Origin of the sequence: Pseudomonas sp. S12(2018), assembly GCF_024355235.1 — a bacterium.
In the GTDB taxonomy this organism is placed as follows: domain Bacteria; phylum Pseudomonadota; class Gammaproteobacteria; order Pseudomonadales; family Pseudomonadaceae; genus Aquipseudomonas; species Aquipseudomonas palmensis.
The window spans coordinates 1-22,392 of record NZ_QLAD01000012.1 but is presented as its reverse complement, the minus strand read 5'-3'; the positions used below and the strand labels follow the sequence as shown (position 1 = coordinate 22,392).

The following is a 22,392-nucleotide window of genomic DNA, read 5'->3' as shown; positions in this document are numbered from 1 at the left end:
CGGGTGCGCTTCCTTGGGGCTCAAGGCTCGGACTGCTCGCCGATATCTTCGTTCCAGAGCTGGGGGTGGTCCTCGATGAATCTGCGCATCAGGCCGGTGCAGGTGGCGTCATGCAGCACCTGCAGGTTCACGCCACGGCTCTGCAGCAGGGCCTCCTCGCCCAGGAAGGTGTGGTGCTCGCCGATCACCACCTGCTTGATGCCGTACAGCAGGATGGCGCCGCTGCACATGGCGCAGGGTGACAGGGTGGTATAGAGGGTGGCGTCGGCGTACACGCTGGCCGGCTGGCGCCCGGCATCTTCGAGCGCGCTCATTTCACCGTGCAGTATCGCGCTGCCCTGTTGCACCCGGCGGTTGTGGCCGCGTCCGATGATCCTGCCCTGGTGCACGATCACCGAGCCGATGGGAATGCCACCTTCTGCCAGGCTCTTCTGCGCTTCGTCGATGGCGGCCTGCATGAACGGATCGGTGTGTGTGGACATGATGACGGTGACTCCTGTGACAGCGGCTGTATGGGTGGAAACTAGCACAACGCCCTGGGCGATGGCGGGTTTTGCGGCCGCGACTATGCTCTATAGGTTTGCTTCGCCCCACCCCTCCCCGCGCCCGATCACCAGAGGAACGCTGCAATGAGCAAGAAAGTACTGGTAGTGCTGACCAATACCGCCAGGTATCCGAGCCTCAAGCGCGCCACCGGGCTGTGGCTGGGCGAAGCCGTGCACTTCGTTGCGGTGATCGAGAAGGCCGGCTACAAGGTGGACTATGTGAGCCCCGCCGGCGGCTACGTGCCGATCGACCCGCACAGCCTGAGCATGGCCCCGGACCTGGATTGGCAGTGGTACGACGACAAGGCGTTCATGAACCGCCTGGGCGCCACCCTGGCCCCTGACCAGGTCAAGGCGCAGGACTACCACGCGATCTATTTCACCGGCGGCCACGGGGTGATCTGGGACTTCCCCGACAACACGGCGTTGCAGGGCCTGGCGCGCCAGATCTTCGAGGCCGGCGGCGTGGTGGCCTCGGTGTGCCATGGCGCGGTCGGCCTGCTCAACATCAAGCTCAGTGACAACACCCTGCTGCTCAAGGACCGCGAGGTTACCGGGTTCTCCAACGTCGAGGAACAACTGGTCGAACTGGACAAGGTGGTGCCGTTTCTGACCGAGAACGAACTGGCCGCGCGCGGTGGCCTGTACAGCAAGGCCGAGGACCCCTGGCAGGAATACGTGGTGCGCGACCAGCGCGAGGGGCGCCTGATCACCGGGCAGAACCCCGCCTCCTCGGCCGCTGTCGCACGCCAGGTGCTGGCAGTACTGGCCGCATCGAAGGCAGGCTAGCCCCCCGGAGTGTCGACGAATAGCACGGCCAATGTCGTCGCGTCTTACAAGGGCAAACTACGCCCCTCACTTATGCTGAACGGCATCCGCTCAAGATGCCCGCGCGCCCCTGCGGCCCGCTCTGTCAACATAGGTGAATCATGCCCCGTCACAAATTTCGCGCTGGCCGTGTGCTGCTGGAACTGCTGGTCATCCTGTTGATCGGCCTGACCCCTGTGGGGTGCGGCCTGTTGATCATGAGCTGGCAGGTGGAAAAGATGCTGGCCGAGTCGACCCTGGTCTCGATCCAGCACACCCAGCAGGACATCGATCGAATCCTCGACTCGCTGCACAATGCCAGCAACAAGGTGCTCAACCTGGCGGACTTCCCCTGCCCGCGGGCCCTGCCCAGCCTGCGTACCGAAGTGGTGATGCGCCCCGAGCTGCGCTCGCTGGTGCTGGTGCGCGAGAACCGTGCCTACTGCAGCACGGTGCACGGCGAATACCAGCTGCTGGTCGACCCGGGCAGCTTCTTCAACCAGCGCCTGCGCCTGGAGCCGGGCAACGATGTGACCCCGGACTCGGCCATCCTGTATTACCGCCTGCAGGAGTACCCGCTCGGCGTGCTGGCCCTGGTCGACGCCAAGACCCTGCAAGCCACGATGCAGCGGGTAAAGGCCAGCGCCAATCTGGTGCTGCAGTTCGGTGACGATTACCTGTGGAGCGAGGGCAGCACCTTCGACGACGTGCTGCCCGATCACTCCGAACAGCATGTCCGCGTGCTGTCCGCCAGTTACGGGTACACGATCCATGGCGGCTACCCGGACGGCCATATCTGGCAGGCGATGCTGTCCAACGCCCAGGCCATCATCCCGTCGTTGCTGCTGGTCGGCGTCATGACCTCGGCAGCGGTGTACTGGACGCTGTTTCGCAACCGCCGCGCGCCATCGGTGCGTCGTTACGGTTGAGGCCGGCGCAGGCACAAAAAAAGGCCATCGAGGCATGCTCGATGGCCTTTTTGCATACGCGCCGCGTTTATTCGGCGGTCAGTACACCGCGGCGAACCTGGTCGCGCTCGATGGATTCGAACAGGGCCTTGAAGTTGCCCTCGCCGAAGCCGTCGTCACCCTTGCGCTGGATGAACTCGAAGAACACCGGGCCCATCAGGGTTTCGGAGAAGATCTGCAGCAGCAGGCGCTTGTCGCCCGCCTCGGACGAGCCGTCCAGCAGAATGCCCCGCGACTGCAGCTCGCCCACCGGCTCGCCGTGGTTCGGCAGACGGCCTTCGAGCATTTCGTAGTAGGTGTCCGGCGGTGCGGTCATGAAACGCATGCCGAGCTTTTTCAGCGCGTCCCAGCTCTTGATCAGGTCGTCGGTGAGGAAGGCGACGTGCTGGATGCCCTCGCCGTTGAACTGCATCAGGAACTCTTCGATCTGACCGGCGCCCTTGGAGGACTCCTCGTTCAGCGGGATACGGATCATCGCATCGGGGGCGGTCATGGCCTTGGAGGTCAGGCCGGTGTACTCACCCTTGATGTCGAAGTAGCGGATCTCGCGGAAGTTGAACAGCTTCTCGTAGAAGCCGGCCCAGTAGGCCATGCGCCCGCGATACACGTTGTGGGTCAGGTGGTCGATGATCTTGAGGCCGGCGCCGACCGGGTTGCGGTCCACGCCTTCGATCCACTTGAAGTCGATGTCGTAGATCGAGCTGCCTTCCTCGAAACGGTCGATCAGGTACAGCGGCGCGCCGCCGATACCCTTGATCGCCGGCAGGCGCAGTTCCATCGGCCCGGTCTCGATCTCGACCGGCTGGGCACCCAGCTCCAGGGCACGGGCATAGGCTTCATGGGCATTGCGCACACGGAAGGCCATGCCGCACACCGACGGACCATGCTCGGCGGCAAAATAGGACGCCACGCTCTTGGGTTCGTTGTTCAGGATCAGGTTGATGCCGCCCTGACGGTACAGGTGCACGTCCTTGGAGCGGTGGCTGGCAACCTTGGTGAAGCCCATGATCTGGAAGATCGGCTCCAGGGTACCCGGGACAGGTGCGGCCAGTTCAATGAACTCGAAGCCCATCAGGCCCATCGGGTTTTCGAAGATATCTGCCATGTTCGTTTCCTCATCATCAAAGCGTTCAAATCACAGGGGTAGCTTGCTGTCGATGTGGAGCGAACGTGGCGGCGCGCAGGAGATGCCCCTCACACTGCGGGCGAGGTAGTCACCATAAATCAGTTTGAACCCATGACACTTCATATGGGACCTATTCTCGGCCGTCTGATCCTCCAGTGGCGAAGGACCTTATTATTGTATGCGTAACGCGATTCTACAGGGCGTAAGAAAAATTGTAAGTACTTTAGTGCCCGGGCCTGCCGACAGCGGCAGCCTCCCCTGCAGTACATCAGGCTGACGCCTCAGCTGTATACGGGCCGATGAACGGCTATGCTGTGCGCTCAGGGGTACCAGGGAAACCCTGCCCTTGAAATCATCCGCGCTCATCCCGCACAGGTAGACACCATGCCCCTCACGAAAAAACGCCCCGGTCGCTGGACCCTGCGAGCCCTGCTGCCATGGCTGGTGGGGGCGATACCGGTGGTGTCCGGCGTGCTGATCATGCACTGGCAGGCCCAGCGTGAGCTCGAGGCCAGGGCCGTGAACACGGCCGCCCTGGTCACCGGGCACTTCGAACGCATCCTCGACAACATCGCCGGCGCCGCCCAGGCCCTGCTGCCCCTGACCCGCCAACCCTGCGCAGAGGCCACGCTGGCCCTGCGCGAACAGGTGACACGCGGCTCGTTCGTGCGCTCCAGCAACCTGTTTCGTGACAATGACCTGTACTGCAGTTCGCTTTTTGGCAACTTCAGCGAGCCGGTGGATGCCAAGGACTATGTCGATGGCAGCCTGTGGCTGATGAACGGCAACTCGGTGACGCCCGGCCATGCACTGCTGGCCTACCGGCTCAGCAAGGGCAACGACGGCGCCATCACCACCGTCGATGGCGACCACCTGAGCAGCGCCCTGGAGCTGCTCGACCAGGGCACCACCCTGGTGCTGCAGGTAGGCCCCAACTGGATGGGCGAAGACGGCGTGGTGCACCAGGGCCCGCCCCCGGTGTTTGCCGTGGCGCCGACGCAGCAGGCCTCGCAGCGCTATCGTTTTTCGGTGCACAGCGGTTATGCCGCTGGCGAGCCCTGGCGCCTGATGCGCGCCGAGTACCCGGGGCTGTTCGGCCTGGTGACCCTGCTGGGCGTGATGGCCGGCGCGGCCTGCCGCTGGCAGCTGCGCAGGGCCAGTTCGCCACGGGTGGAGCTGCAACGGGCACTGGAGGCCGACGAGTTCATCCCGTACTTCCAACCGGTGGTGCGCGAGGGTGACTACCGCTGGGCCGGCGCCGAGGTGCTGATGCGCTGGCAGCACCCGCGCGAAGGCATGGTGCGCCCAGACCTGTTCATTCCCTATGCCGAGCACAGCGGCCAGATCGTGCCCATGACCCGGCGCCTGATGCAGCGCGTGGCCGAAGGCCTGGCGCCCCACGCCCAGACCTTTGGCGACGGCTTTCATGTGGGCATCAACATCACTGCCGATCACTGCCAGGACATGGCCCTGTATGACGACTGCCGCGATTTTCTCGCCGCCTTCCCGCCTGGCCGGGTGATCCTGACCCTGGAGCTGACCGAGCGCAAGCTGGTGGTACCCAGCGACACCACCGAGCAACTGTTCGCAAGGCTGCAGGCCCTGGGGGTGATGATCGCCATCGATGACTTCGGCACCGGCCAGTCGAGCCTGGGCTACCTGCGCCAGTTCAAGGTCGACTACCTGAAGATCGACCAGAGCTTCGTGGCCATGATCGGCGTCGATGCCCTGTCGCTGCATATCCTCGACAGCATCATCGAGCTGTCGGGCAAGCTGGGCCTGGGCATCGTCGCCGAGGGTGTGGAGACCATCGCCCAGCGCGACTACCTGGCCCGGCACCGGGTGGACTTCCAGCAGGGCTACCTGTTCGCCCGGCCGATGCCGTTGGCCGAGTTCGTGGCTGCATTGGGCACACAGCCGGTTGCCCAGGTGACGCGCCCCTGAGATCATGCGCGCTCACCACTTCCCTACCCCTTCGTGCTCCCGAGGCCCCCTTGTCCAGAGGCATCGTTTCATCGGTCATGGCGTCGTGTCTGTTCGCCCTGATGTACTACTACACCTCCCTGCTCACCCCCCTCGACGGCGAGGAGATCTTCGGTTGGCGCATGCTGCTGACCCTGCCGTGCATCACGCTGTTCATGCTGCTGTCCAAGGACTGGCCACTGGCAATCGGCGTACTGCAGCGCATCCGGCGCAACCCGCTGCTGTTGCTGGGGCTGGTGGGTACCTCGACATTGATGGGGCTGCAGCTGTGGGTGTTCCTGTGGGCACCGCTGCACGGGCGCAGCATGGAGGTGTCGCTGGGGTACTTCCTGCTGCCGCTGACCATGGTGCTGACCGGGCGGGTGGTGTACGGCGAGCGCCTGTCACGCCTGCAGAAGGTCGCCGTGGCCTGCGCCGTGGTGGGGGTGGGGCATGAACTGATACGCCATGGCTCGTTCGCCTGGGAAACCCTGCTGGTGGCCGGCGGCTACCCGTTCTACTTCATCTTGCGGCGCAAGTTGCGCACCGATCACCTGGGCGGGCTGTGGGCCGACATGTGCCTGATGATGCCGCCCTCGGTGTACTTCATCGTGCAGGGCCCGCTGAGCGCAGCCGACCTGCTGGCCCACCCGCAGCTCTACGTGCTGATCCCGATCCTGGGCGTGATCAGCGCCCTGGCGCTGGTCACCTACGTGATGGCCAGCCGTCTGCTGGCGTTCAGCCTGTTCGGCCTGCTCAGCTATGTGGAACCGGTGCTGCTGGTGGCGGTGGCCCTGATCCTGGGCGAGAGCATCGCCCCGGATCAGTGGCTGACCTACCTGCCGATCTGGCTGGCAGTGGTGGTGCTGGTGCTCGAGGGGGTCAGGCACCTGCTGCGTCAGCGGCGGCGTTCGGTGTAAGCCGTACCTGCCGCACCCGGCGCTCCTGCACGGCCTCGACGGTCATCAGCCAGTCGCCCCAGGTCAGTTGATCGCCCACCCGCGGCAGGCGGTCGAGCAGGCTCATGACCAGGCCGGCGAGGGTCTGGTAGTCCTCGGTGGGCTTGGCCGCAAAGCCGATCTGCGCCTGGATCTGGCGCAGGTTCAGCGCGCCGTTGACCAGGTAGCCGTCCGGCGCCTGCACGATGCCCGGCCCTTCGACTTCACTGGCATCGGGCAGCTCGCCGGCGATGGACTCGAGGATGTCGGTCATGGTCAGCACGCCGGTGAAGTCGCCGAATTCGTTGACCACGAAGGCGATGTGGGTCGACTGGCTGCGCATCTGCTCCAACGCGTTGAGGATGCTGAAACTCTCCAGCAGGTTCAGCGGCGTGCGCGCCAGGCGCTCCAGGTCCGGCTCGTGACCGGCCAGCAGCTCCCTGAGCAGCTCCTTCTTGTGCACGAAGCCCAGCGGCTCCTCCACCCGCCCCTGGCGAATCAGCGGCAGGCGCGAGTAGGACGAATGCATCAGCGCGGTACGGATCGCCTCCGGCGGTTGCGCCAGGTCGATGAAGTCGACTTTGGCGCGCACCGTCATCAGCGTTCTGATGGGGCGTTCGGCCAGGTTCAGCACGCCGCTGATCATCACCCGTTCGCGGCGGTCGAACAGCACCTGTTCATCGCCATCCTCGACCAGGTCGGCGATGTCCTCACCCACCTCGTCGGCCTGCAACCGGCGCCCGCCCAGCATGCGCATCACCGCGTGGGCGGTGCGCTCGCGCAATGGCCGGTGCTGTTGCAGGCTGCGTTTGCGCCGGGCGCGGGCCAGCTGGTTGAACAGCTCGATCAGGATCGAGAAGCCGATTGCCGCATACAGGTACCCCTTGGGTATATGAAAGCCCAGGCCCTCGGCGGTGAGGCTGAAGCCGATCATCATCAGAAAGCCCAGGCACAGCATGATCACCGTGGGGTGGGCGTTGACGAAGCGGGTCAGCGGCTTGCTCGCGACGATCATGATGCCGATGGAGAAGATCACCGCGATCATCATGATCGACAGGTGCTCGACCATGCCCACGGCGGTAATCACCGCGTCCAGCGAGAACACTGCATCGAGTACCACGATCTGCGCCACGATCGGCCAGAACGCCGAATGGCGCGCCGGGCCCTGATGGTGGGCGACATGCCCTTCGAGACGCTCGTGCAACTCCATGGTGGCCTTGAACAGCAGGAACACACCGCCGAACAGCATGATCAGGTCACGGCCCGAGAAGCTCTTGTCGAACACCTCGAACAGCGGCGCGGTCAGCGTCACCATCCACGAGATGCTGGCCAGCAGGCCCAGGCGCATGATCAGCGCCAGCGACAGGCCGATCACCCGCGCGCGGTCGCGCTGATGGGGCGGCAGCTTGTCGGCGAGAATCGCGATGAACACCAGGTTGTCGATACCCAGTACCAGCTCGAGCACGATCAGCGTGGCAAGGCCCAGCCAGGCCGTGGGGTCGGCTAGCCATTCCATGGGCAGGTACTCAGGCGGGAAACGTCACGGGGACGGGAAAGGGAGGATGGCCAGGACGGCCGGGTACTGGGAGGCTCCGAGAACGAAGTCATATCAACCTTGGGTCAATTAGGGACGGTGATCCTACAATTTCAGCTGACTTTTCTCACAGCGTGAAATTATTTCAATCTGTGGCAAAACACCCGCTGCGGCACAGGGCAATTTCCTTCAATACCCCACCGACCTTCCCGCCTACCCTCGCTGCACCCTCCCCCTCAAGGATCTGCCGCATGAGCCTCAGCCTTTCCATGGCCGCCTTCGCCCTGGCCGCCTCCATTTCCCCTGGCCCGGTCAACATCGTTGCCCTGGGCGCCGGCGCACGGCATGGCTTGCGCCCGGCCATGCGCCACGTTACCGGTGCCACCCTGGGGTTCATCCTGCTACTGGTACTGATCGGCCTGGGCCTGCATGAGGTGCTGCGCCACTGGCCAGGCCTTGCCGTTGCCCTGCACTGGGCCGGGGTGCTGTTTCTGCTGTACATGGCGTGGAAGCTGGCCCGCGACGACGGCGCGCTCGGTGAAGGGCGTGATACCCACGCACCCAGCCTGCTGCGCGGCGCTGCCATGCAATGGCTCAACCCCAAGGCCTGGCTGGCCTGCGTGGCGGGCATCGGCGCCTTCGTGGGCCAGGGCGAAACCGCCCTGCTGGGCCAGTTCAGCCTGATCTACCTGGTGATCTGCTACCTCTCGCTGGGCTGCTGGGCGCTGGCCGGCAGCCTGATCCGCAGCTACCTCGACAACCCGCGGCGCCTGCGCCTGTTCAATCGCAGCCTGGCCGCCCTGCTGGTGCTGAGTGCGCTGTACCTGATGCAGGGGTCTGTATGAAAAAGACGAAGGTCAGGCTGTTTTCAACCCAGCATCACCGAGTATCAAGGCTTTTCGTACAGCGCCTAGGCTGAGCGGTAATGCCCGGGCGTCGCAGCCAGGTGCTGCTTGAATGCCCGTTGCAGATGCGCCTGGTCGGCAAACCCGGCCTCCAGCGCCACCTCGGCGATCAGCCGGCCCTGGCGCAACTGGGCGCGGGCGTACTGCACGCGGCAGTCCAGCACAAAGCCGTGCGGGGTCAGGCCGTAATGCTGCTTGAAGGTGCGGATCAGATACGAGGTGGACAAGCCGGCCGCCTGGCTGATGTCTTCGAGCTTGAGCGGTTCGGTGCAATGTGCGCGAATGAATGCCGCCGCCCGCTCCAGCCGCGCATCCGGCCTGGCCAGCGGCGGTGGCGCTGCCTCCAGCTGCTGGCGCAGGTCGCCGAAGAACGCTTCGGCAGCCGCCGCCTTGCACGCCGTGCCACGCTGGTTGTCGATGAGCATGTCGTACAGCTGCAACAGGGCCTCGAACAGGGCCGGGGCGGTACTCAGGGTGGCAGCGACCGGTGCGAAGCCAAGCCGGGTCAGCCACGGCATGTCCACGTACAGCATCAGGTACGACCACGGCTGGTCGGCGATCGGGTTGCAGGCGTGCACCACACCGGGGTTCATCATCACCACCGTGCCGGTCTCGACCTCGCGCCAGGTGTGCCCGCTGAGGTAGGAGCTGCGCCCGGCAGTGATCGCACCGATGGAAAACCCGGCATGGGAATGGCGCGCATAGCAGACCTTGCGACCGTCTGCGACCCCGCGCGCCTCGATGAAGGGCAACGCCGGGTCACGCCAGAAATACGAGGTGGTGGTCATCGCGTGCGGGCCTGTGGGCAGTGGAACAACGCGCACTCTATCAGGCTTCAAGGCGTGCCACTGCCCCTTGCGCACCGCTCGTCGTCACTCGCGCGCCCTGATAAGCTGCCGCGCAGACCGTTCAAGGAAGACCCGCATGAGCAGCAAGCACTTCACCGAAACCAGCAAATTTCTCAGCTACGTGCTGCGTCACGCCCCCGAATCCATCGATCTGCAACTGGACAGCGAAGGCTGGGGCGATGTCGATGCACTGATTGCCGGCGCCGCTCGCCAGGGCCGCGCGCTGGACCTGGCGCACCTGCAGGCGGTGGTGGCCAGCAGCGACAAGAAACGCTTCGGCCTGTCGGACGATGGCCGCAGGATTCGCGCCGTACAGGGGCACTCGACAGCGACGGTCGAGCTCCAGTACGCGCCCAAGGCGCCGCCTGCCGAGCTGTACCACGGTACGGCAACGCGCTTTCTCGACTCGATTGCCCAACAGGGCCTGATCGCCGGCAACCGTCACCACGTGCACCTGTCCCACGACCCCGAAACGGCCATTGCGGTCGGCCAGCGTTACGGTTCACCGGTACTGCTGCACATCGATGCAGCGGCAATGCACGCCCAGGGCCTGGCGTTCTTCCAGGCCGACAATGGCGTATGGCTGACGGCCCACGTGCCGGTGGCGTTCATTCGACAGCCCGGTTAAACCGGCGAGTCGGCGTCGTGCACCACCACCAGCAACTGCGCCTGCACCGCCCCGACCGAGCGTAGCCGGTGCGGTGTCTGGGCATTGAAGTGCAGCGCATCGCCGCGCTCGAGCAACACCCGCTCGTGCATGAAGTCCACCTCCACCTGCCCTTCGTGCACGAACAGGAACTCTTCGCCCAGGTGCTCCTTGAACGTCGAGTCGCTGAAGTCCGCCGGCGGGCAGATGATGAACGGCAGCAGGCTGCGCTGGCCGATATGCTGGGCCAGCACCGCGTAGCCCGGCCCTTCGGCGCTGCCGGACAACGCCTGGCGCTCACCCCGGCGTACCAGGCTGTAGCGCGCCTGCGCAGGCTGGTCTTCGGCGAACAGTTCTTCCACGTTCACGTTCAACGCCCGCGCCAGTTTCAGCGCCGCCGCAATCGAAGGGGTGTTCAGACCCCGCTCCACCTTGGACAGGTAGCTCTTGGTCATGGCCGTTTTCTCGGCCAGCGTCTCAAGCGTCAGCCCAAGTTTTTTTCTTAATACTTTCAATCGGATAGACATTTAACGCCGCTATTCCCGGTGCAATGGGCAACCTTTCCCTTGCCAATGACACTTTGTGTCATATAGCCTTGTTTGTGTCATTAGGTTGACTACCCCGCTCACCTTCCAAGCAACCGGGGCGGGCCAGCCCTGACGTCCGATCCGCCACCGAGGAAACCCCAATGGCCAAGACATTAGCACTCCCCAAGGACCAACTGGTCAAGCAGGCCCTGGAACAGATGCAGGGCTCGCTTGCCGATAATACGTGGACTGTGCGTGAAAAGCTGGCGCTGACCTGCCGAATCCTGTTCGACAACGGCCACGACTCCGGCCTGGCCGGGCAGATCAGTGCCCGCGGCCCGCAACCGGGCACCTTCTACACCCAGCAACTGGGGCTGGGCTTCGATGAAATCACCGCCAGCAACCTGCTATTGGTCAACGAGGACCTGGAGGTGCTCGAAGGCAGCGGCATGCCCAACCCGGCCAACCGCTTTCACAGCTGGGTGTACCGCGCACGCCCGGATGTGAACTGCATCATCCACACCCACCCGACCCACATCGCCGCGCTGTCGATGCTCGAGGTACCGTTGCAGGTGTCGCACATGGATCTCTGCCCGCTGTACGAGGACTGCGCGTTTCTCGAAGGCTGGCCCGGGGTGCCGGTGGGCAACGAGGAAGGCGAGCTGATCAGCGCGGCGCTGGGCGACAAGCGCGCCATCCTGCTCTCGCACCACGGCCAGCTGTCGACCGGCGCCAGCATCGAGGAAGCCTGTGTGATCGCGCAGTTGATCGAGCGCGCGGCGCGCCTGCAGTTGCTGGCGATGTCAGCCGGCCAGATCAAGCCCATCGAGCCGGTGCTGGGGCGCGAAGCGCACGACTGGATCGCCCGCCCCAAGCGCCACGGTGCGGCGTTCGCCTACTATGCCCGGCAGTGCCTGCGTCAGCATGCCGATTGCCTGAACTGAACCTGTTTTCTGCGGAGTGTTTTTCATGTCCACGACTTTTCACGGCATCATCGGCTACACCATCACCCCGTTCAGCGCCGACGGCACCCAGCTCGACCTGGCGGCCCTGGGCCGCTCCATCGATCGGCTGATCGAAGGTGGGGTACAGGCCATCGCGCCCCTGGGCAGCACGGGCGAAGGCGCCTACCTGAGCGACCGCGAGTGGGACCAGGTGGCCGAGTTCAGCCTGGCGCACATTGGCGGGCGGGTACCGACCATTGTCAGCGTCTCGGACCTGACCACCGCCAGCGCCATGCGCCGCGCGCGCTTTGCCGAGGCCCATGGGGCAGATGCGGTGATGGTATTGCCGGCGGCCTACTGGAAGCTGAGCGAGGCCGAGATCCTGCAGCACTACCAGAGCATCGGCGACTGCATCGGCGTGCCGATCATGCTCTACAACAACCCGGCCACCAGCGGCACCGACCTGTCGGTGGAGCTGATCATGCGCATCGTGCGCCAGGTCGAGAACGTGACCATGGTCAAGGAGAGTACCGGCGACATCCAGCGCATGCACAAACTGCAGCAGTTGGGCGAAGGCCAGGTGCCGTTCTACAACGGCTGCAACCCGTTGGCCCTGGAAGCGTTCGTGGCCGGTGCCACGGGCTGGTGCACGGCGGCAGCCAACCTGATTCCGGCGCTCAACCAGCAGCTGTACCAGGCCGTGCTGGGTAACGACCTTGAGGCGGCGCGGGCGCTGTTCTACCGGCAGTTGCCATTGCTGGAGTTCATCCTCAAGGGCGGCTTGCCGGCGACGGTGAAGGCAGGGTTGGCGTTGACCGGGCTGGAGGTGGGCGAGCCGCGCAGGCCGGTGTTCGGGCTGGATGACGCCGGGCGTGAGCGGTTGCGCGGGTTGCTCGAACAGATGGGGTAAGGCCTTATCACGGCCTCGGCGCACGGTATCGCCGGCCAACAGGGCATGCATCGCCAGCCCTGTTGGCTCGGCTTCAGGGCGCTACAACCGCCAATCCAGGCTCACCGTCAGCGTGCGCGGATCACCCCAGTACACCCCGTTGTAGAACCCCACGTTGTTGTAGTACCTGGTATCCAGCAGGTTCTTCACGTTCAAGGACGCCGACAGGTGTTCGTCGAACTCGTAACGGGACATCAACCCCACCACCGTGTAGGACCGCTGGCGAATGTCAGCCGGCGCCGTGATGATCCGGCCATCGCTGCCTCGCCCCACCGGACGATTGCCGCTGCGGTAGATGTCGCTCTGCCAATCCACCGACCCACCCACGGTCAACCTGTCCATCACCCTGTAGGTGCTGTTCCAGCGCACCATGTTCAACGGCTGGGTGGTGTTGCGCCGCTTGTGCTCGGCATCCAGCGAGTGGGTGTAGCTGTAGCCCAGGGTCATGTTCCACCCCGCCATCACCTCGCCAGCGACCTCCGCCTCGAAGCCCTCCACGGTATTGCCCTTGCCGCCGGACTTGTAATACTGCTCGCCGTTGGGCCCTACCGGAATGGAATCGTCCACCTCGGCCACGTTGTCCTGCTTGCTGCGAAACACCGCCGTCGACAGGTTCAGGCGCTCATCCAGCAGGCTGCCCTTCAGGCCCACCTCGTAGTTGCTGCCCACCACCGGTTCCAGGTACTTGTCGTCGACATCCTTGTAGTTCTGCGGCTTGAAGATGTCGGTGTAGCTGGCGTACACGGTGTAGTGGTCGGTGATGTCGTACAGAACGCCCGCATAGGGTGTCCACACGTCATTGTGGGTGCGGCTGGAGCGCGGGTTCTCCACCACCTGCCCCGCCGCATCGAATGCCCATGAGCGCCCCGTGACCTTCCAACTGCCGTAGCGGCTGCCCAGCACCAGGTGCAGTGCATCGGTCACGTTCAGCCGGGTGGCGACATAGCCGGCCTTCTGCTGCGTGGTATCGCGCGAACCATCCAGGTTGGTCACGGTATCGGCGAACTTGTCTACCCCGCCCAGGTACTTCCAGTCGGGGATGGTCGTGTAGCCGGGCGGCAGGTCCAGGGGCCGCTTGAGCGGCGCGCTGTTGCGCCGCTGCGACTCGCCATAGCCGATCATGAATTCGTGCTCGCGCCCCAGCAGCGCAAAGGGCCCGCCCAGGTTGAGGTCGGCGGCGCTCATTTTCTCGTCGCCGATGAAGTGGCTGACCCAGGCATTCATGCCGCTGCGGTCGGCCTCGGGGAAGCCCTGGCCACCGAAGTACACCTTGCCGTCGGTTTCGCTCTGGCGGTAGGTGTAGGCCGCCTTGAGGTGCCAGTCGCCGCCCAGGCGCTGGTCGAGGGTGGCGAACACGGTCTCGTCCTTGAGCGGCCACGAACTCCACGGCGCCGAGATGTTGTTCGAACGCGGCAGCTTGGCCTTGCCACCGGAGGCGTTCCAGTACGGCACGGTGCCCCACGAGGCACCCTGTACATGCTTGTTCTGGTAGTCGTACCCCACCGCCAGCACGGTGTCGTCGCTCAGGTCGCCCTCGAGAATGCCGTAGGCCACCTCGCGCTGGGTCTGGTAGCGGTCGCGAAACGAATGGGCATCGCGGTAGGCCAGCACGCTGCGCCCGCGCAGACGGCCGTCGAAGGCCAGCGGCCCGCCCACGTCGACATAGCTGTAGTAGTTGTCGTAGCTGCCGCCACGCAGGCCGGTTTTCACCGCCAGTTCATGGGTGGGGCGCTTGCGCATCATGTTGATGGTGCCCGACGGGTCGCCGGCGCCGGTGGTCAGCCCGGTGGCGCCACGCACCACTTCGATGCGGTCGTAGATGATGGTGTCCGAGTCGGACTTGAGCCCCGCGAAGGTGTTGAGCATACCGTCGATCTGGAAGTTGTCGATGGCATAGCCGCGCGAGTTGTAGGTGGGGCGCTCGGAGTCGTTGCGCTGGACCACCACGCCCGTCACCTGGCCCATGGCTTCGGAGAGGTTGTCGAGCTGGAAGTCGTCCAGCTGCTGGCGGGTCAGCACCGACATCGACTGCGGGGTGTCCTTGATCGACAGGTTCAGGCGGGTGGCGGTGCTCATGCTGCCGGTGGTGTAGGCCCCGGTGTTTTCGGTGGTGCTGCCCAGGCCCTGGGCACTCACGTTGGTCGAACCCAGCTCCAGCGCCTGGGGGGCGGCGTCGGGCAGGGGTTCGTTGTCAGCCAGTGCGACGGCGCTGCAGGCGGTGCCGTACAGGCCCAGTGTCAACGTCATGGAACGGGTAATCGGCGCGAACATCGCGGCCTTCTCCTTGTTTTACGACGGGAAATTCCGTTTAGAAATACACAGCGGGACATCATCGGATCACCCTTAATACGAATGCTTATCGATTTAATTTAGGCATGAAAAAGGCGATCCGAAGATCGCCTTTTTCACCCGCCGGATGCGCTAAGGCATCACAGGTGGCGTGTACTGCAACGTGGTGCCCAGCGCCCAGAGCAGGAACAGCACCAGCGGCACGTGCACCAGCAACTGCACGAACGAGAAGCCGATCAGGTCGCGCGCCTTGAGCCCCAGCACGCCCAGCAGCGGCAGCATGTAGAACGGGTTGATCAGGTTGGGCAGCGCCTCGGCGGCGTTGTAGATCTGCACCGCCCAGCCCAGGTGGTACTGCAGGTCGTTGGCCACCAGCATCACGTAGGGTGCCTCGATGATCCACTTGCCGCCACCGGAGGGAATGAAGAAGCCCAGCACCGCGGAGTACACGCCCATCAGCAAGGCGTAGGTGTCATGCGAGGCGATCTGCACGAAGAAGGTGGAGATATGGTGCGCCAGGGTTTGCGCGTCCACGCCCTTGACCTGGGTGAGGATGGCCGCGATCGAGCCGTACAGCGGGAACTGGATCAGTACCCCGGTGGTGGTCGGCACCGCACGGCCCACCGCATCCAGGAAGCTGCGCGGGCGCCAGTGCAGCAAGGCGCCGAGCATGATGAACAGAAAGTTGTAGGTATTGAGCCCCGAGATCGCGGTGATGGCCGGCTTGGTCGAGAACTCGTGGTACAGCCAGCCAGCCGCCAGGGCCACCAGCAGCAGGGTCAGCACCGGGCTGTATTCCAGCCATTCACCCGGGCGCGTGCGCTGCGCCGGTGGTGGTGCGCTGAAGCTGGGGTCGATGCCACAGGCCTGGGCATCGCGGGCACTCTGCGGGCCGGGTGCAGTGGCGTAGGCCACGATCAGCGACACGATGACCAGCGCCGCCAGCATCACGCCCGACTGCCAGAGGAAGATGGTTTCGGTGAACGGGATCACCCCGGTGATCGCCAGGATCGACGGCGGCAGGCTGGCCGGGTTGGCTTGCAGCTGCGCGGCCGACGAGGACAGGCCCAGCGCCCATACGGCGCCCAGGCCCAGGTAGGCGGCGGCACCGGCGGCGCGGTAGTCCATCTTCAGGTCGGTACGGCGCGCCAGGGCGCGTACCAGCAGGCCGCCGAACACCAGCGACAGGCCCCAGTTGAGCAGCGAGGCGACCATCGATATCAGCGCCACCCAGCACACGGCCGAACGGCCGTTCTTCGGAATGCGCGCCAGGCGGTCGATGAGTTTCACCGCCGGCGGCGAGCTGGCCACCACATAGCCGCCGATGACCACGAAGGCCATCTGCATGGTGAAGGGGATCAGGCTCCAGAACCCGTCACCGAAGGCGGTGGCGGTATCGAGGGGTTTGGCGCCCATGGCCAGGGCGGCCAGTGACACCAGCACCACGGCCAGGGCGGCGAACACCCAGGAGTCGGGGAACCAGCGTTCGGCCCAGTTGGAGCAACGCAGGGCAAAGCGGGCGGAGCGGCTGTCTTGGAGTTCGGCGGCCACGGGATTTTCCTTCTTATTGATTTTTTTGAACGGCTGAAGGCCCCTTCGCCGGCAAGGCCGGCTCCTGCACAGGAATGCGTGGTTCCCTGCAGGAGCCGGCCTTGCCGGCGAAGAGGCCAGCACAGGCAAGGCGGTTATCAGCCTAGAACGTCATCTCTTTCACATCATCGGCCACGATCAGCTTGCCGGCGGTCTTGGCGACGATCTCTTCCACGCTCACCCCCGGCGCTGTCTCGCGCAGGATGAACGCGCCATTCTCGATCTCAAGATAGGCCAGGTCGGTCAGCACCTTGCGGATGCAGCCGGCACCGGTCAGCGGCAGGCTGCAGCGCGACAGCAGCTTGGACTCGCCGTCCTTGGAGGCATGGGTCATGGTGACGATGATGTTCTCGGCACCAGCCACCAGGTCCATCGCCCCGCCCATGCCCTTGACCAGTTTGCCCGGGATCATCCAGGAGGCGATGTTGCCCTCCACGTCCACCTCGAACGCCCCCAGCACAGTGAGGTCGACGTGACCGCCACGGATCATCGCGAAGGACTCGGCCGAGTTGAAGATCGACGCGCCGGTGCGGGCGGTCACGGTCTGCTTGCCGGCGTTGATCATGTCGGCGTCCAGCTGCGCTTCGGTGGGGAATTCCCCCATGCCCAGCAGGCCGTTCTCCGATTGCAGCATCACGTCCATATCCGCCGGGACGTAGTTGGCCACAAGGGTCGGGATGCCGATGCCAAGGTTGACGTAGTAGCCGTCCTTGAGTTCACGGGCTACACGTTGTGCCATTTGTTCGCGGGTAAGTGCCATGCTCAGGTTCTCTTTGTTGTTCTGCGCGGGGTCGGGTCAGGCTTTGACGGTGCGTTTTTCGATACGCTTCTCGAACGTGCCGACGATGACCCGGTCGACGTAGATGCCCGGGGTATGGATCTCGGTAGGCAGCAGCACGCCTGGCTCGACGATCTCCTCGACCTCCACCACGGTGATCTTGCCGGCGGTGGCGGCCAGCGGGTTGAAGTTCTGCGCGGTGTTGCGGTACACCACGTTGCCGTAGTGGTCGGCCTTCCAGCCCTTGACGATGGCGAAGTCACCGGTGATGGCTTCTTCGAGGATGTACTTGCGCCCGTTGAATTCGCGCACTTCCTTGCCTTCGGCCACCGGGGTGCCGTAGCCGGTGGCGGTGAAGAAGGCCGGGATGCCGGCGCCGCCGGCGCGCATCTTCTCGGCCAGGGTGCCTTGCGGGGTAAGTTCCACTTCCAGCTCGCCGCTGAGCAGCTGACGCTCGAACTCGGCGTTTTCGCCCACATACGAGGCGACCATCTTGCGGATCTGGTGGTCTTCGAGCAGCACGCCCAGGCCGAAGCCGTCGACGCCGCAGTTGTTGGACACCACGGTCAGGCCGCGCACGCCACGGCGCTTGATCTCGGCAATGAGGTTTTCAGGGATGCCGCACAGGCCGAAGCCGCCTGCCAGTACGGTCATGTTGTCGGCAAGGCCTTCGAGGGCCTCTTCATAGGTCGCTACGCGCTTGTCCAGTCCGGCCATGCTGATTCGCCTTTTGTAGTTGTAGAACCGACGAGGGTCGTCGGAGAGCGTCTGGGGCCATCTTCACCCTTGGCCACTCATTTGTTAATTTTGTTTTTTTGATGGATTGATTGGTTATTCAAATCAATGTCGACGCGGGTAGGCTTGACCCTCCACAAAACCCTAAAGGACAGTAGACCACCCTCCCCACTTTGCAGGAGCCTTCCATGCGTACGCTCGAACTCGGCGACTCCACCGTACCCGTCATCGGCCAGGGCACCTGGTACATGGGCGAAGACCCCGGCCAGCAGAAAGCCGAGGTCGCCGCCCTGCAGCACGGCATCGACCTGGGCCTGACGTTGATCGACACCGCCGAAATGTATGCCGAGGGCGGCGCCGAGCGGGTGGTGGGCCAGGCCATCCAGGGGCGTCGCGAGCAGGTCTGCGTGGTCAGCAAGGTGTACCCGCACAACGCCAGCCGCAGCGGCATCCCCGCCGCCTGCGAGCGCAGCCTGCAGCGCCTGGGCACCGACCATATCGACCTGTACCTGCTGCACTGGCGCGGCCAGTACCCGCTGGAGGAAACCGTCGAAGCCTTCGAGCGCCTGCGCGAGGCCGGCAAGATCCGGCGCTGGGGCGTGTCCAACTTCGATACCGATGACCTGCGCGAGCTGGACAACCCGGCCTGCGCCACCAACCAGGTGCTGTACAACCCCGAGCAGCGCGGCATCGAGTTCGACCTGCTGCCCTACAGCCACAAGCGCCACTTGCCAACCATGGCCTACTGCCCGCTGGCCCAGGCCGGACGCCTGCTCAAAAACGCGACCCTCAACCAGATCGCCGAACGCCATGGCGCCACCGCGGCCCAGGTGGCGTTGGCCTGGGTAACCCGTGAAGACGGCGTGATCGCGATCCCCAAGGCGGTGGACAAGCGCCATGTGCAGCTCAATGCCGCCGCGGCCAGCCTGACCTTGAGCAGCGAAGACCTGCGCGCCATCGACCGCGCCTTCCCGCCGCCCACCCGCAAGCAGCGCCTGGCGATGGTGTGATCAGCGAAAGTCGCGGCTGCGCACATCCAGCCCGTGCAACAGCGGGCTGAGGTCTTCCAGGCGCTTCGCGATCAGGTGGCGCACGCCGTCGGCGCATTCGAGCGTACCCATCACCCGCAGCAGCTGCGAGCCCACCAGCACCCGGCGCTGACGCTCGGCCAGCTCGCGCCACACCACCACGTTGACCATGCCGAACTCATCCTCCAGGGTCACGAAGGTCACGCCGCTGGCAGTGCCTGGCCGCTGGCGCCCGGTGACCAGCCCCGCCACGCTCACCGCATCGCCGTGTTCGGCCCCCTCCAGGGCCTGCGAACTGCGACAGCCCAGGCCATTCAGGCGTCGGCGCAGCAGGCTCAGCGGGTGCGGGCCCAATGTGGTGCCGACGCTGGCATAGTCGGCAAACAGGTCCTCGCCCACGCTGGGCACCGGCAGGTTCACCGGCGCTTCACGGGGCGGCTCCACCCCGGCGAACAGCGGCAGTTGCGCCTGCACCGCCGCCACTTCCCAGCGTGCCTGATAACGGTGCCCGACCAGGGCGCCCAGGGCCCCGGCATCGGCCAGCAGCGCCCGCGCACGCGCATCCAGGCCGGCACGCAGGCACAGGTCGGCCACATCGCCGAACGCCCGCTGCGCCCTGGCCTGTGCCAGGCGCAGGGCATCGTCCTGGCGAAAGCCGCGCACCTGGCGCAGGCCAAGGCGCAGCGCCAGTTCATCGCCGCCCACCGGCTCCAGGCTGCAGTCCCACTGGCTGTGCTGCACATCCACCGGGCGAATCTGGATGCGGTGGCGGCGCGCGTCCTGCAGGATCTGGTCCGGGCTGTAGAAGCCCATCGGCCAGCTGTTGATCAGCGCACAGGCGAAGATCGCCGGCTCGTGGCACTTGAGCCAGCAACTGGCGTAGGTCAGCAAGGCAAAGCTGGCCGCGTGGGACTCGGGGAACCCGTAGCTGCCAAAGCCCTTGATCTGCTCGAAGATGCGCTCGGCGAACTCGACGCTGTAGCCGTTGTTCAGCATGCCCCGGGTCAGCCGCTCGCGGTGTGGCTCCAGCCCGCCGTGACGTTTCCAGGCGGCCATCGAACGGCGCAACTGATCGGCCTCGCCTGCCGTATAGTCGGCAGCCACCATGGCCAGCTCCATCACCTGCTCCTGAAACAGCGGCACGCCCAGGGTGCGCTCGAAGACCTTCTTCAGCGCATCCGACGGGTAGGTCACCTGCTCCTGCTTGTTACGCCGGCGCAGGTACGGGTGCACCATGTCGCCCTGGATCGGCCCGGGGCGCACGATGGCCACCTCGATCACCAGGTCGTAGAACTCGCGTGGCTTGAGCCGCGGCAGCATGGCCATCTGCGCCCGTGACTCGATCTGGAACACCCCCACGGTATCGGCACGGCCGATCATGTCGTAGGTGGGGACATCGTCCGGCGGCAGGGTCGCGATGGTCAGCTCGCGCCCGCGGTGGTAGCGCACCAGGTCGAAGCAGCGGCGCAAGGCGCTGAGCATGCCCAGGGCCAGGATATCGACCTTGAGCAGGCCGACCATGTCCAGGTCGTCCTTGTCCCACTGGATCACCGTGCGTTCGTCCATGGCGGCGTTTTCCACCGGCACCAGGGTGTCCAGTGGCTGCTCGGAAATCACGAAGCCACCAGGGTGCTGCGACAGGTGCCGGGGGAAGCCGATCAGCTCGCCGGTCAAGGTCAGCACCCGGTGCAGCAGCGGGCTGTCGGGGTCGAAACCGGCTTCGCGCAACCGCTCCGGCGGCGGGATGCGGTCGGTCCAGCGCCCGCAGCAATCGGCCAGGGCGTTGATCTGGTCGGGCGGCAGCCCCAGCACCCGGGCAATGTCGCGCACCGCCCCGGCGGCATGGTAGGTGCTGGCCACGGCCGTCAGGGCGGCGCGGTGGCGGCCATAGCGGTTGAACACGTATTGCAGCACCTCTTCGCGCCGTTCGTGCTCGAAGTCCACGTCGATGTCCGGCGGCTCGTCGCGCTCACGCGATAAAAAGCGCTCGAACAGCAGGTGCGTGCGGGTCGGGTCCAGCTCGGTGATGCCCAGCACGAAGCACACCACCGAGTTGGCTGCCGAGCCCCGGCCCTGGCACAGGATGCCCTGGCCACGGGCAAAATGAACGATGTCGTAGACGGTCAGGAAGTAGCTCTCGTAGCCCAGCTCGGCGATCAGCGCCAGTTCGTGTTCGAGGGTCTGGCGCACGGCCGGCTCGATTCCTCCCGGCCAGCGCCACGGCACCTGGCGTTCGCACAGCGTGCGCAGCCAGCCGGTCGGCGTGTACCCCTCGGGCACCACTTCGCGCGGGTACTGGTAGCGCAACTGGCCGAGGTCGAAGGTGCAGCGCCGGGCAATCTCCAGGGTGGCCTCAAGCAGGTGGGCCGGGTACAGCTCGGCCAGTTGCGCCAGGGGCCGCAGGTGCCGCTCGCCATTGGCGAACAGGTGCTGCCCGGCACCGGCCACGGTGCTGTGATGGCGCAGCGCGCTCATGCAGTCCTGCAGCGCGCGCCGCCCACGCGCATGCATGTGCACGTCGCCACAGGCCACGGTGCGCAGGTTCAGGCTCGCGGCCAACCCCTGCAGTTGTTGCAGGCGCTGTTGATCGTCGGCACCGCGATGCAGTTGCACCGCCAGCCACAGGCGCTCGCCGAATACCTCGCGCAGCCACAGGCCGGGGCCGGCCTGCAACGGCTCGTCCGGCACCCACAGCGCCAGCAGGCCGTGCAGCGGGCCGGCGAAGTCTTCGCGCAGCAGCTGGTATTCGCCCTTTTTCGCCCGGCGCCGCGCCAGGGTAATGAGCCGGCACAGGTGCTGGTAGCCGCTCAGGTTTTCGACCAGCAGCACCAGCCTGGGGCCGTCGTGCACCCGCACCTCGCTGCCGACGATCAGCTTGAGGCCCGTCTCCCTGGCTGCCTGCCAGGCGCGCACGATACCGGCCAGGGTGCATTCGTCGGTGATCGCCAGGGCCTGGTAGCCCTGCTGGTGCGCCCGCTCGAACAGCTCGCGGGCACTCGAGGCCCCGCGCTGGAAGGTGAAGTTCGACAGGCAGTGCAGCTCGGCATAGCCCACGCTCATGCGAACCAGCCCTGCAGCCACAACGGCCCGCCTTCGCCCAGTGGCCGGTAGGCCCAGCCGCGCTGGCCGGCCGGGGTTTCGACCAGGTAGTAGTCACGCCGTACATCGCCGCCATCCCACCAGCCGGATTCGATCCGCTCGGGCCCGGCCAGCAGGCGCAGGCCCTCGGGCGCCAAGGCCTGCGGCTCGGCCAGCAGCCAGCCCGGGCGCGGC

The 22,392-nt window shown here is 65.4% G+C and carries 18 protein-coding genes and 2 pseudogenes; 9 read left to right on the top strand and 11 right to left on the bottom strand.

Translation table 11 applies throughout. From position 1 onward, the window contains the following. Positions 1-20 precede the first annotated feature (20 nt). A complete protein-coding gene (locus DN388_RS23635) occupies positions 21-482 on the bottom strand; it encodes a nucleoside deaminase (RefSeq protein WP_253086994.1) in 462 nt (153 codons plus the stop codon). Between the two features lie 147 nt (positions 483-629). Here DN388_RS23635 and DN388_RS23630 point away from each other — a divergent pair, with 147 nt between their 5' ends. Both DN388_RS23630 and DN388_RS23625 read left to right on the top strand, forming a co-directional pair. Then, a complete protein-coding gene (locus DN388_RS23630; protein ID WP_043862926.1) occupies positions 630-1,334 on the top strand; it encodes a type 1 glutamine amidotransferase domain-containing protein in 705 nt (234 codons plus the stop codon). 140 nt (positions 1,335-1,474) lie between these two features. Further along, positions 1,475-2,281 carry a CSS-motif domain-containing protein gene (locus DN388_RS23625; RefSeq protein ID WP_043862927.1) on the top strand — a complete coding sequence of 269 codons (807 nt, stop codon included), beginning with the start codon at positions 1,475-1,477 and terminating at the stop codon, positions 2,279-2,281. Positions 2,282-2,348: 67 nt separating this feature from the next. On the opposite strand, the gene hppD is transcribed toward DN388_RS23625, so the two are convergent. Continuing rightward, on the bottom strand, positions 2,349-3,425 hold the full coding sequence (gene hppD / locus DN388_RS23620) for a 4-hydroxyphenylpyruvate dioxygenase (protein WP_054915379.1): 1,077 nt from the start codon (positions 3,423-3,425) through the stop codon (positions 2,349-2,351). 405 nt (positions 3,426-3,830) lie between these two features. Between hppD and DN388_RS23615 the strand changes: the two are divergent. Together DN388_RS23615 and rarD are read left to right on the top strand one after the other, a co-directional pair. Continuing rightward, a pseudogene (locus tag DN388_RS23615) lies at positions 3,831-5,379 on the top strand (EAL domain-containing protein). A 61-nt stretch (positions 5,380-5,440) separates the two neighbouring features. After that, positions 5,441-6,328, top strand: coding sequence for an EamA family transporter RarD (rarD, locus tag DN388_RS23610; RefSeq protein WP_043862930.1), 888 nt, complete (start codon positions 5,441-5,443; stop codon positions 6,326-6,328). On the opposite strand, the gene DN388_RS23605 is transcribed toward rarD, so the two are convergent. After that, positions 6,291-7,862, bottom strand: coding sequence for a TerC family protein (locus DN388_RS23605; protein ID WP_043862931.1), 1,572 nt, complete (start codon positions 7,860-7,862; stop codon positions 6,291-6,293). The genes rarD and DN388_RS23605 overlap by 38 nt on opposite strands. A gap of 269 nt (positions 7,863-8,131) precedes the next feature. Here DN388_RS23605 and DN388_RS23600 point away from each other — a divergent pair, with 269 nt between their 5' ends. Continuing rightward, a complete protein-coding gene (locus DN388_RS23600; protein ID WP_058540672.1) occupies positions 8,132-8,725 on the top strand; it encodes a LysE family translocator in 594 nt (197 codons plus the stop codon). Between the two features lie 65 nt (positions 8,726-8,790). Here the strand turns inward: DN388_RS23600 and DN388_RS23595 are convergent, their stop codons facing one another. Continuing rightward, the gene (locus tag DN388_RS23595) at positions 8,791-9,573 is read right to left on the bottom strand and encodes an AraC family transcriptional regulator (protein ID WP_104573088.1); all 783 of its coding nucleotides are present in this window, start codon (positions 9,571-9,573) and stop codon (positions 8,791-8,793) included. Positions 9,574-9,709: 136 nt separating this feature from the next. Between DN388_RS23595 and DN388_RS23590 the strand changes: the two genes are divergently transcribed. Continuing rightward, positions 9,710-10,261, top strand: coding sequence for an RNA 2'-phosphotransferase (locus tag DN388_RS23590; RefSeq protein ID WP_088515383.1), 552 nt, complete (start codon positions 9,710-9,712; stop codon positions 10,259-10,261). Here DN388_RS23590 and DN388_RS23585 read toward each other — a convergent pair. Further along, positions 10,258-10,806 (bottom strand): helix-turn-helix domain-containing protein, encoded by a 549-nt coding sequence (locus tag DN388_RS23585; RefSeq protein WP_043862935.1) that lies wholly within the window; start codon positions 10,804-10,806, stop codon positions 10,258-10,260. The genes DN388_RS23590 and DN388_RS23585 overlap by 4 nt on opposite strands. A gap of 161 nt (positions 10,807-10,967) precedes the next feature. Here DN388_RS23585 and DN388_RS23580 point away from each other — a divergent pair, with 161 nt between their 5' ends. Both DN388_RS23580 and DN388_RS23575 read left to right on the top strand, forming a co-directional pair. Beyond that, positions 10,968-11,750 carry an aldolase gene (locus DN388_RS23580; protein WP_043862936.1) on the top strand — a complete coding sequence of 261 codons (783 nt, stop codon included), beginning with the start codon at positions 10,968-10,970 and terminating at the stop codon, positions 11,748-11,750. A gap of 25 nt (positions 11,751-11,775) precedes the next feature. Next, a complete protein-coding gene (locus DN388_RS23575; RefSeq protein ID WP_100633914.1) occupies positions 11,776-12,660 on the top strand; it encodes a dihydrodipicolinate synthase family protein in 885 nt (294 codons plus the stop codon). A gap of 81 nt (positions 12,661-12,741) precedes the next feature. Here DN388_RS23575 and DN388_RS23570 read toward each other — a convergent pair whose 3' ends face one another. The 4 genes from DN388_RS23570 to DN388_RS23555 all read right to left on the bottom strand — a co-directional run bounded on the left by DN388_RS23570 (position 12,742) and on the right by DN388_RS23555 (position 18,073). Next, positions 12,742-14,970 (bottom strand): TonB-dependent siderophore receptor, encoded by a 2,229-nt coding sequence (locus DN388_RS23570; protein WP_078480162.1) that lies wholly within the window; start codon positions 14,968-14,970, stop codon positions 12,742-12,744. Between the two features lie 150 nt (positions 14,971-15,120). Further along, positions 15,121-16,539: a short-chain fatty acid transporter gene (locus tag DN388_RS23565; protein ID WP_043862939.1), complete on the bottom strand. Its 1,419-nt coding sequence runs from the start codon at positions 16,537-16,539 to the stop codon at positions 15,121-15,123. A 142-nt stretch (positions 16,540-16,681) separates the two neighbouring features. Beyond that, the gene (locus DN388_RS23560) at positions 16,682-17,338 is read right to left on the bottom strand and encodes a CoA transferase subunit B (RefSeq protein ID WP_054915387.1); all 657 of its coding nucleotides are present in this window, start codon (positions 17,336-17,338) and stop codon (positions 16,682-16,684) included. A 36-nt stretch (positions 17,339-17,374) separates the two neighbouring features. Further along, a complete protein-coding gene (locus tag DN388_RS23555) occupies positions 17,375-18,073 on the bottom strand; it encodes a CoA transferase subunit A (protein ID WP_043862941.1) in 699 nt (232 codons plus the stop codon). Positions 18,074-18,279: 206 nt separating this feature from the next. Here DN388_RS23555 and DN388_RS23550 point away from each other — a divergent pair, with 206 nt between their 5' ends. Further along, on the top strand, positions 18,280-19,101 hold the full coding sequence (locus DN388_RS23550; RefSeq protein WP_043862942.1) for an aldo/keto reductase: 822 nt from the start codon (positions 18,280-18,282) through the stop codon (positions 19,099-19,101). Here the strand turns inward: DN388_RS23550 and DN388_RS23545 are convergent, their stop codons facing one another. Both DN388_RS23545 and DN388_RS23540 read right to left on the bottom strand, forming a co-directional pair. Further along, complete coding sequence (locus DN388_RS23545) at positions 19,102-22,200, bottom strand: error-prone DNA polymerase (RefSeq protein WP_255002368.1); 3,099 nt, start codon at positions 22,198-22,200, stop codon at positions 19,102-19,104. Continuing rightward, positions 22,176-22,392, bottom strand: a pseudogene (locus tag DN388_RS23540) (DNA polymerase Y family protein); the annotation flags it as partial. The gene DN388_RS23545 and the pseudogene DN388_RS23540, both read right to left, overlap by 25 nt.

What these genes read in the sequence shown, in the direction of transcription:
- DN388_RS23570 (WP_078480162.1), bottom strand. Translation starts at nt 14,970, where the DNA reads ATGTTCGCGCCGATTACCCGTTCCATGACGTTGACACTGGGCCTGTAC.
- DN388_RS23575 (WP_100633914.1), top strand. Translation starts at nt 11,776, where the DNA reads ATGTCCACGACTTTTCACGGCATCATCGGCTACACCATCACCCCGTTC.
- DN388_RS23550 (WP_043862942.1), top strand. Translation starts at nt 18,280, where the DNA reads ATGCGTACGCTCGAACTCGGCGACTCCACCGTACCCGTCATCGGCCAG.
- DN388_RS23585 (WP_043862935.1), bottom strand. Translation starts at nt 10,806, where the DNA reads ATGTCTATCCGATTGAAAGTATTAAGAAAAAAACTTGGGCTGACGCTT.
- DN388_RS23590 (WP_088515383.1), top strand. Translation starts at nt 9,710, where the DNA reads ATGAGCAGCAAGCACTTCACCGAAACCAGCAAATTTCTCAGCTACGTG.
- DN388_RS23635 (WP_253086994.1), bottom strand. Translation starts at nt 482, where the DNA reads ATGTCCACACACACCGATCCGTTCATGCAGGCCGCCATCGACGAAGCG.
- DN388_RS23560 (WP_054915387.1), bottom strand. Translation starts at nt 17,338, where the DNA reads ATGGCACTTACCCGCGAACAAATGGCACAACGTGTAGCCCGTGAACTC.
- hppD (WP_054915379.1), bottom strand. Translation starts at nt 3,425, where the DNA reads ATGGCAGATATCTTCGAAAACCCGATGGGCCTGATGGGCTTCGAGTTC.
- DN388_RS23600 (WP_058540672.1), top strand. Translation starts at nt 8,132, where the DNA reads ATGAGCCTCAGCCTTTCCATGGCCGCCTTCGCCCTGGCCGCCTCCATT.
- DN388_RS23555 (WP_043862941.1), bottom strand. Translation starts at nt 18,073, where the DNA reads ATGGCCGGACTGGACAAGCGCGTAGCGACCTATGAAGAGGCCCTCGAA.
- DN388_RS23580 (WP_043862936.1), top strand. Translation starts at nt 10,968, where the DNA reads ATGGCCAAGACATTAGCACTCCCCAAGGACCAACTGGTCAAGCAGGCC.
- DN388_RS23630 (WP_043862926.1), top strand. Translation starts at nt 630, where the DNA reads ATGAGCAAGAAAGTACTGGTAGTGCTGACCAATACCGCCAGGTATCCG.
- DN388_RS23595 (WP_104573088.1), bottom strand. Translation starts at nt 9,573, where the DNA reads ATGACCACCACCTCGTATTTCTGGCGTGACCCGGCGTTGCCCTTCATC.
- DN388_RS23625 (WP_043862927.1), top strand. Translation starts at nt 1,475, where the DNA reads ATGCCCCGTCACAAATTTCGCGCTGGCCGTGTGCTGCTGGAACTGCTG.
- DN388_RS23605 (WP_043862931.1), bottom strand. Translation starts at nt 7,862, where the DNA reads ATGGAATGGCTAGCCGACCCCACGGCCTGGCTGGGCCTTGCCACGCTG.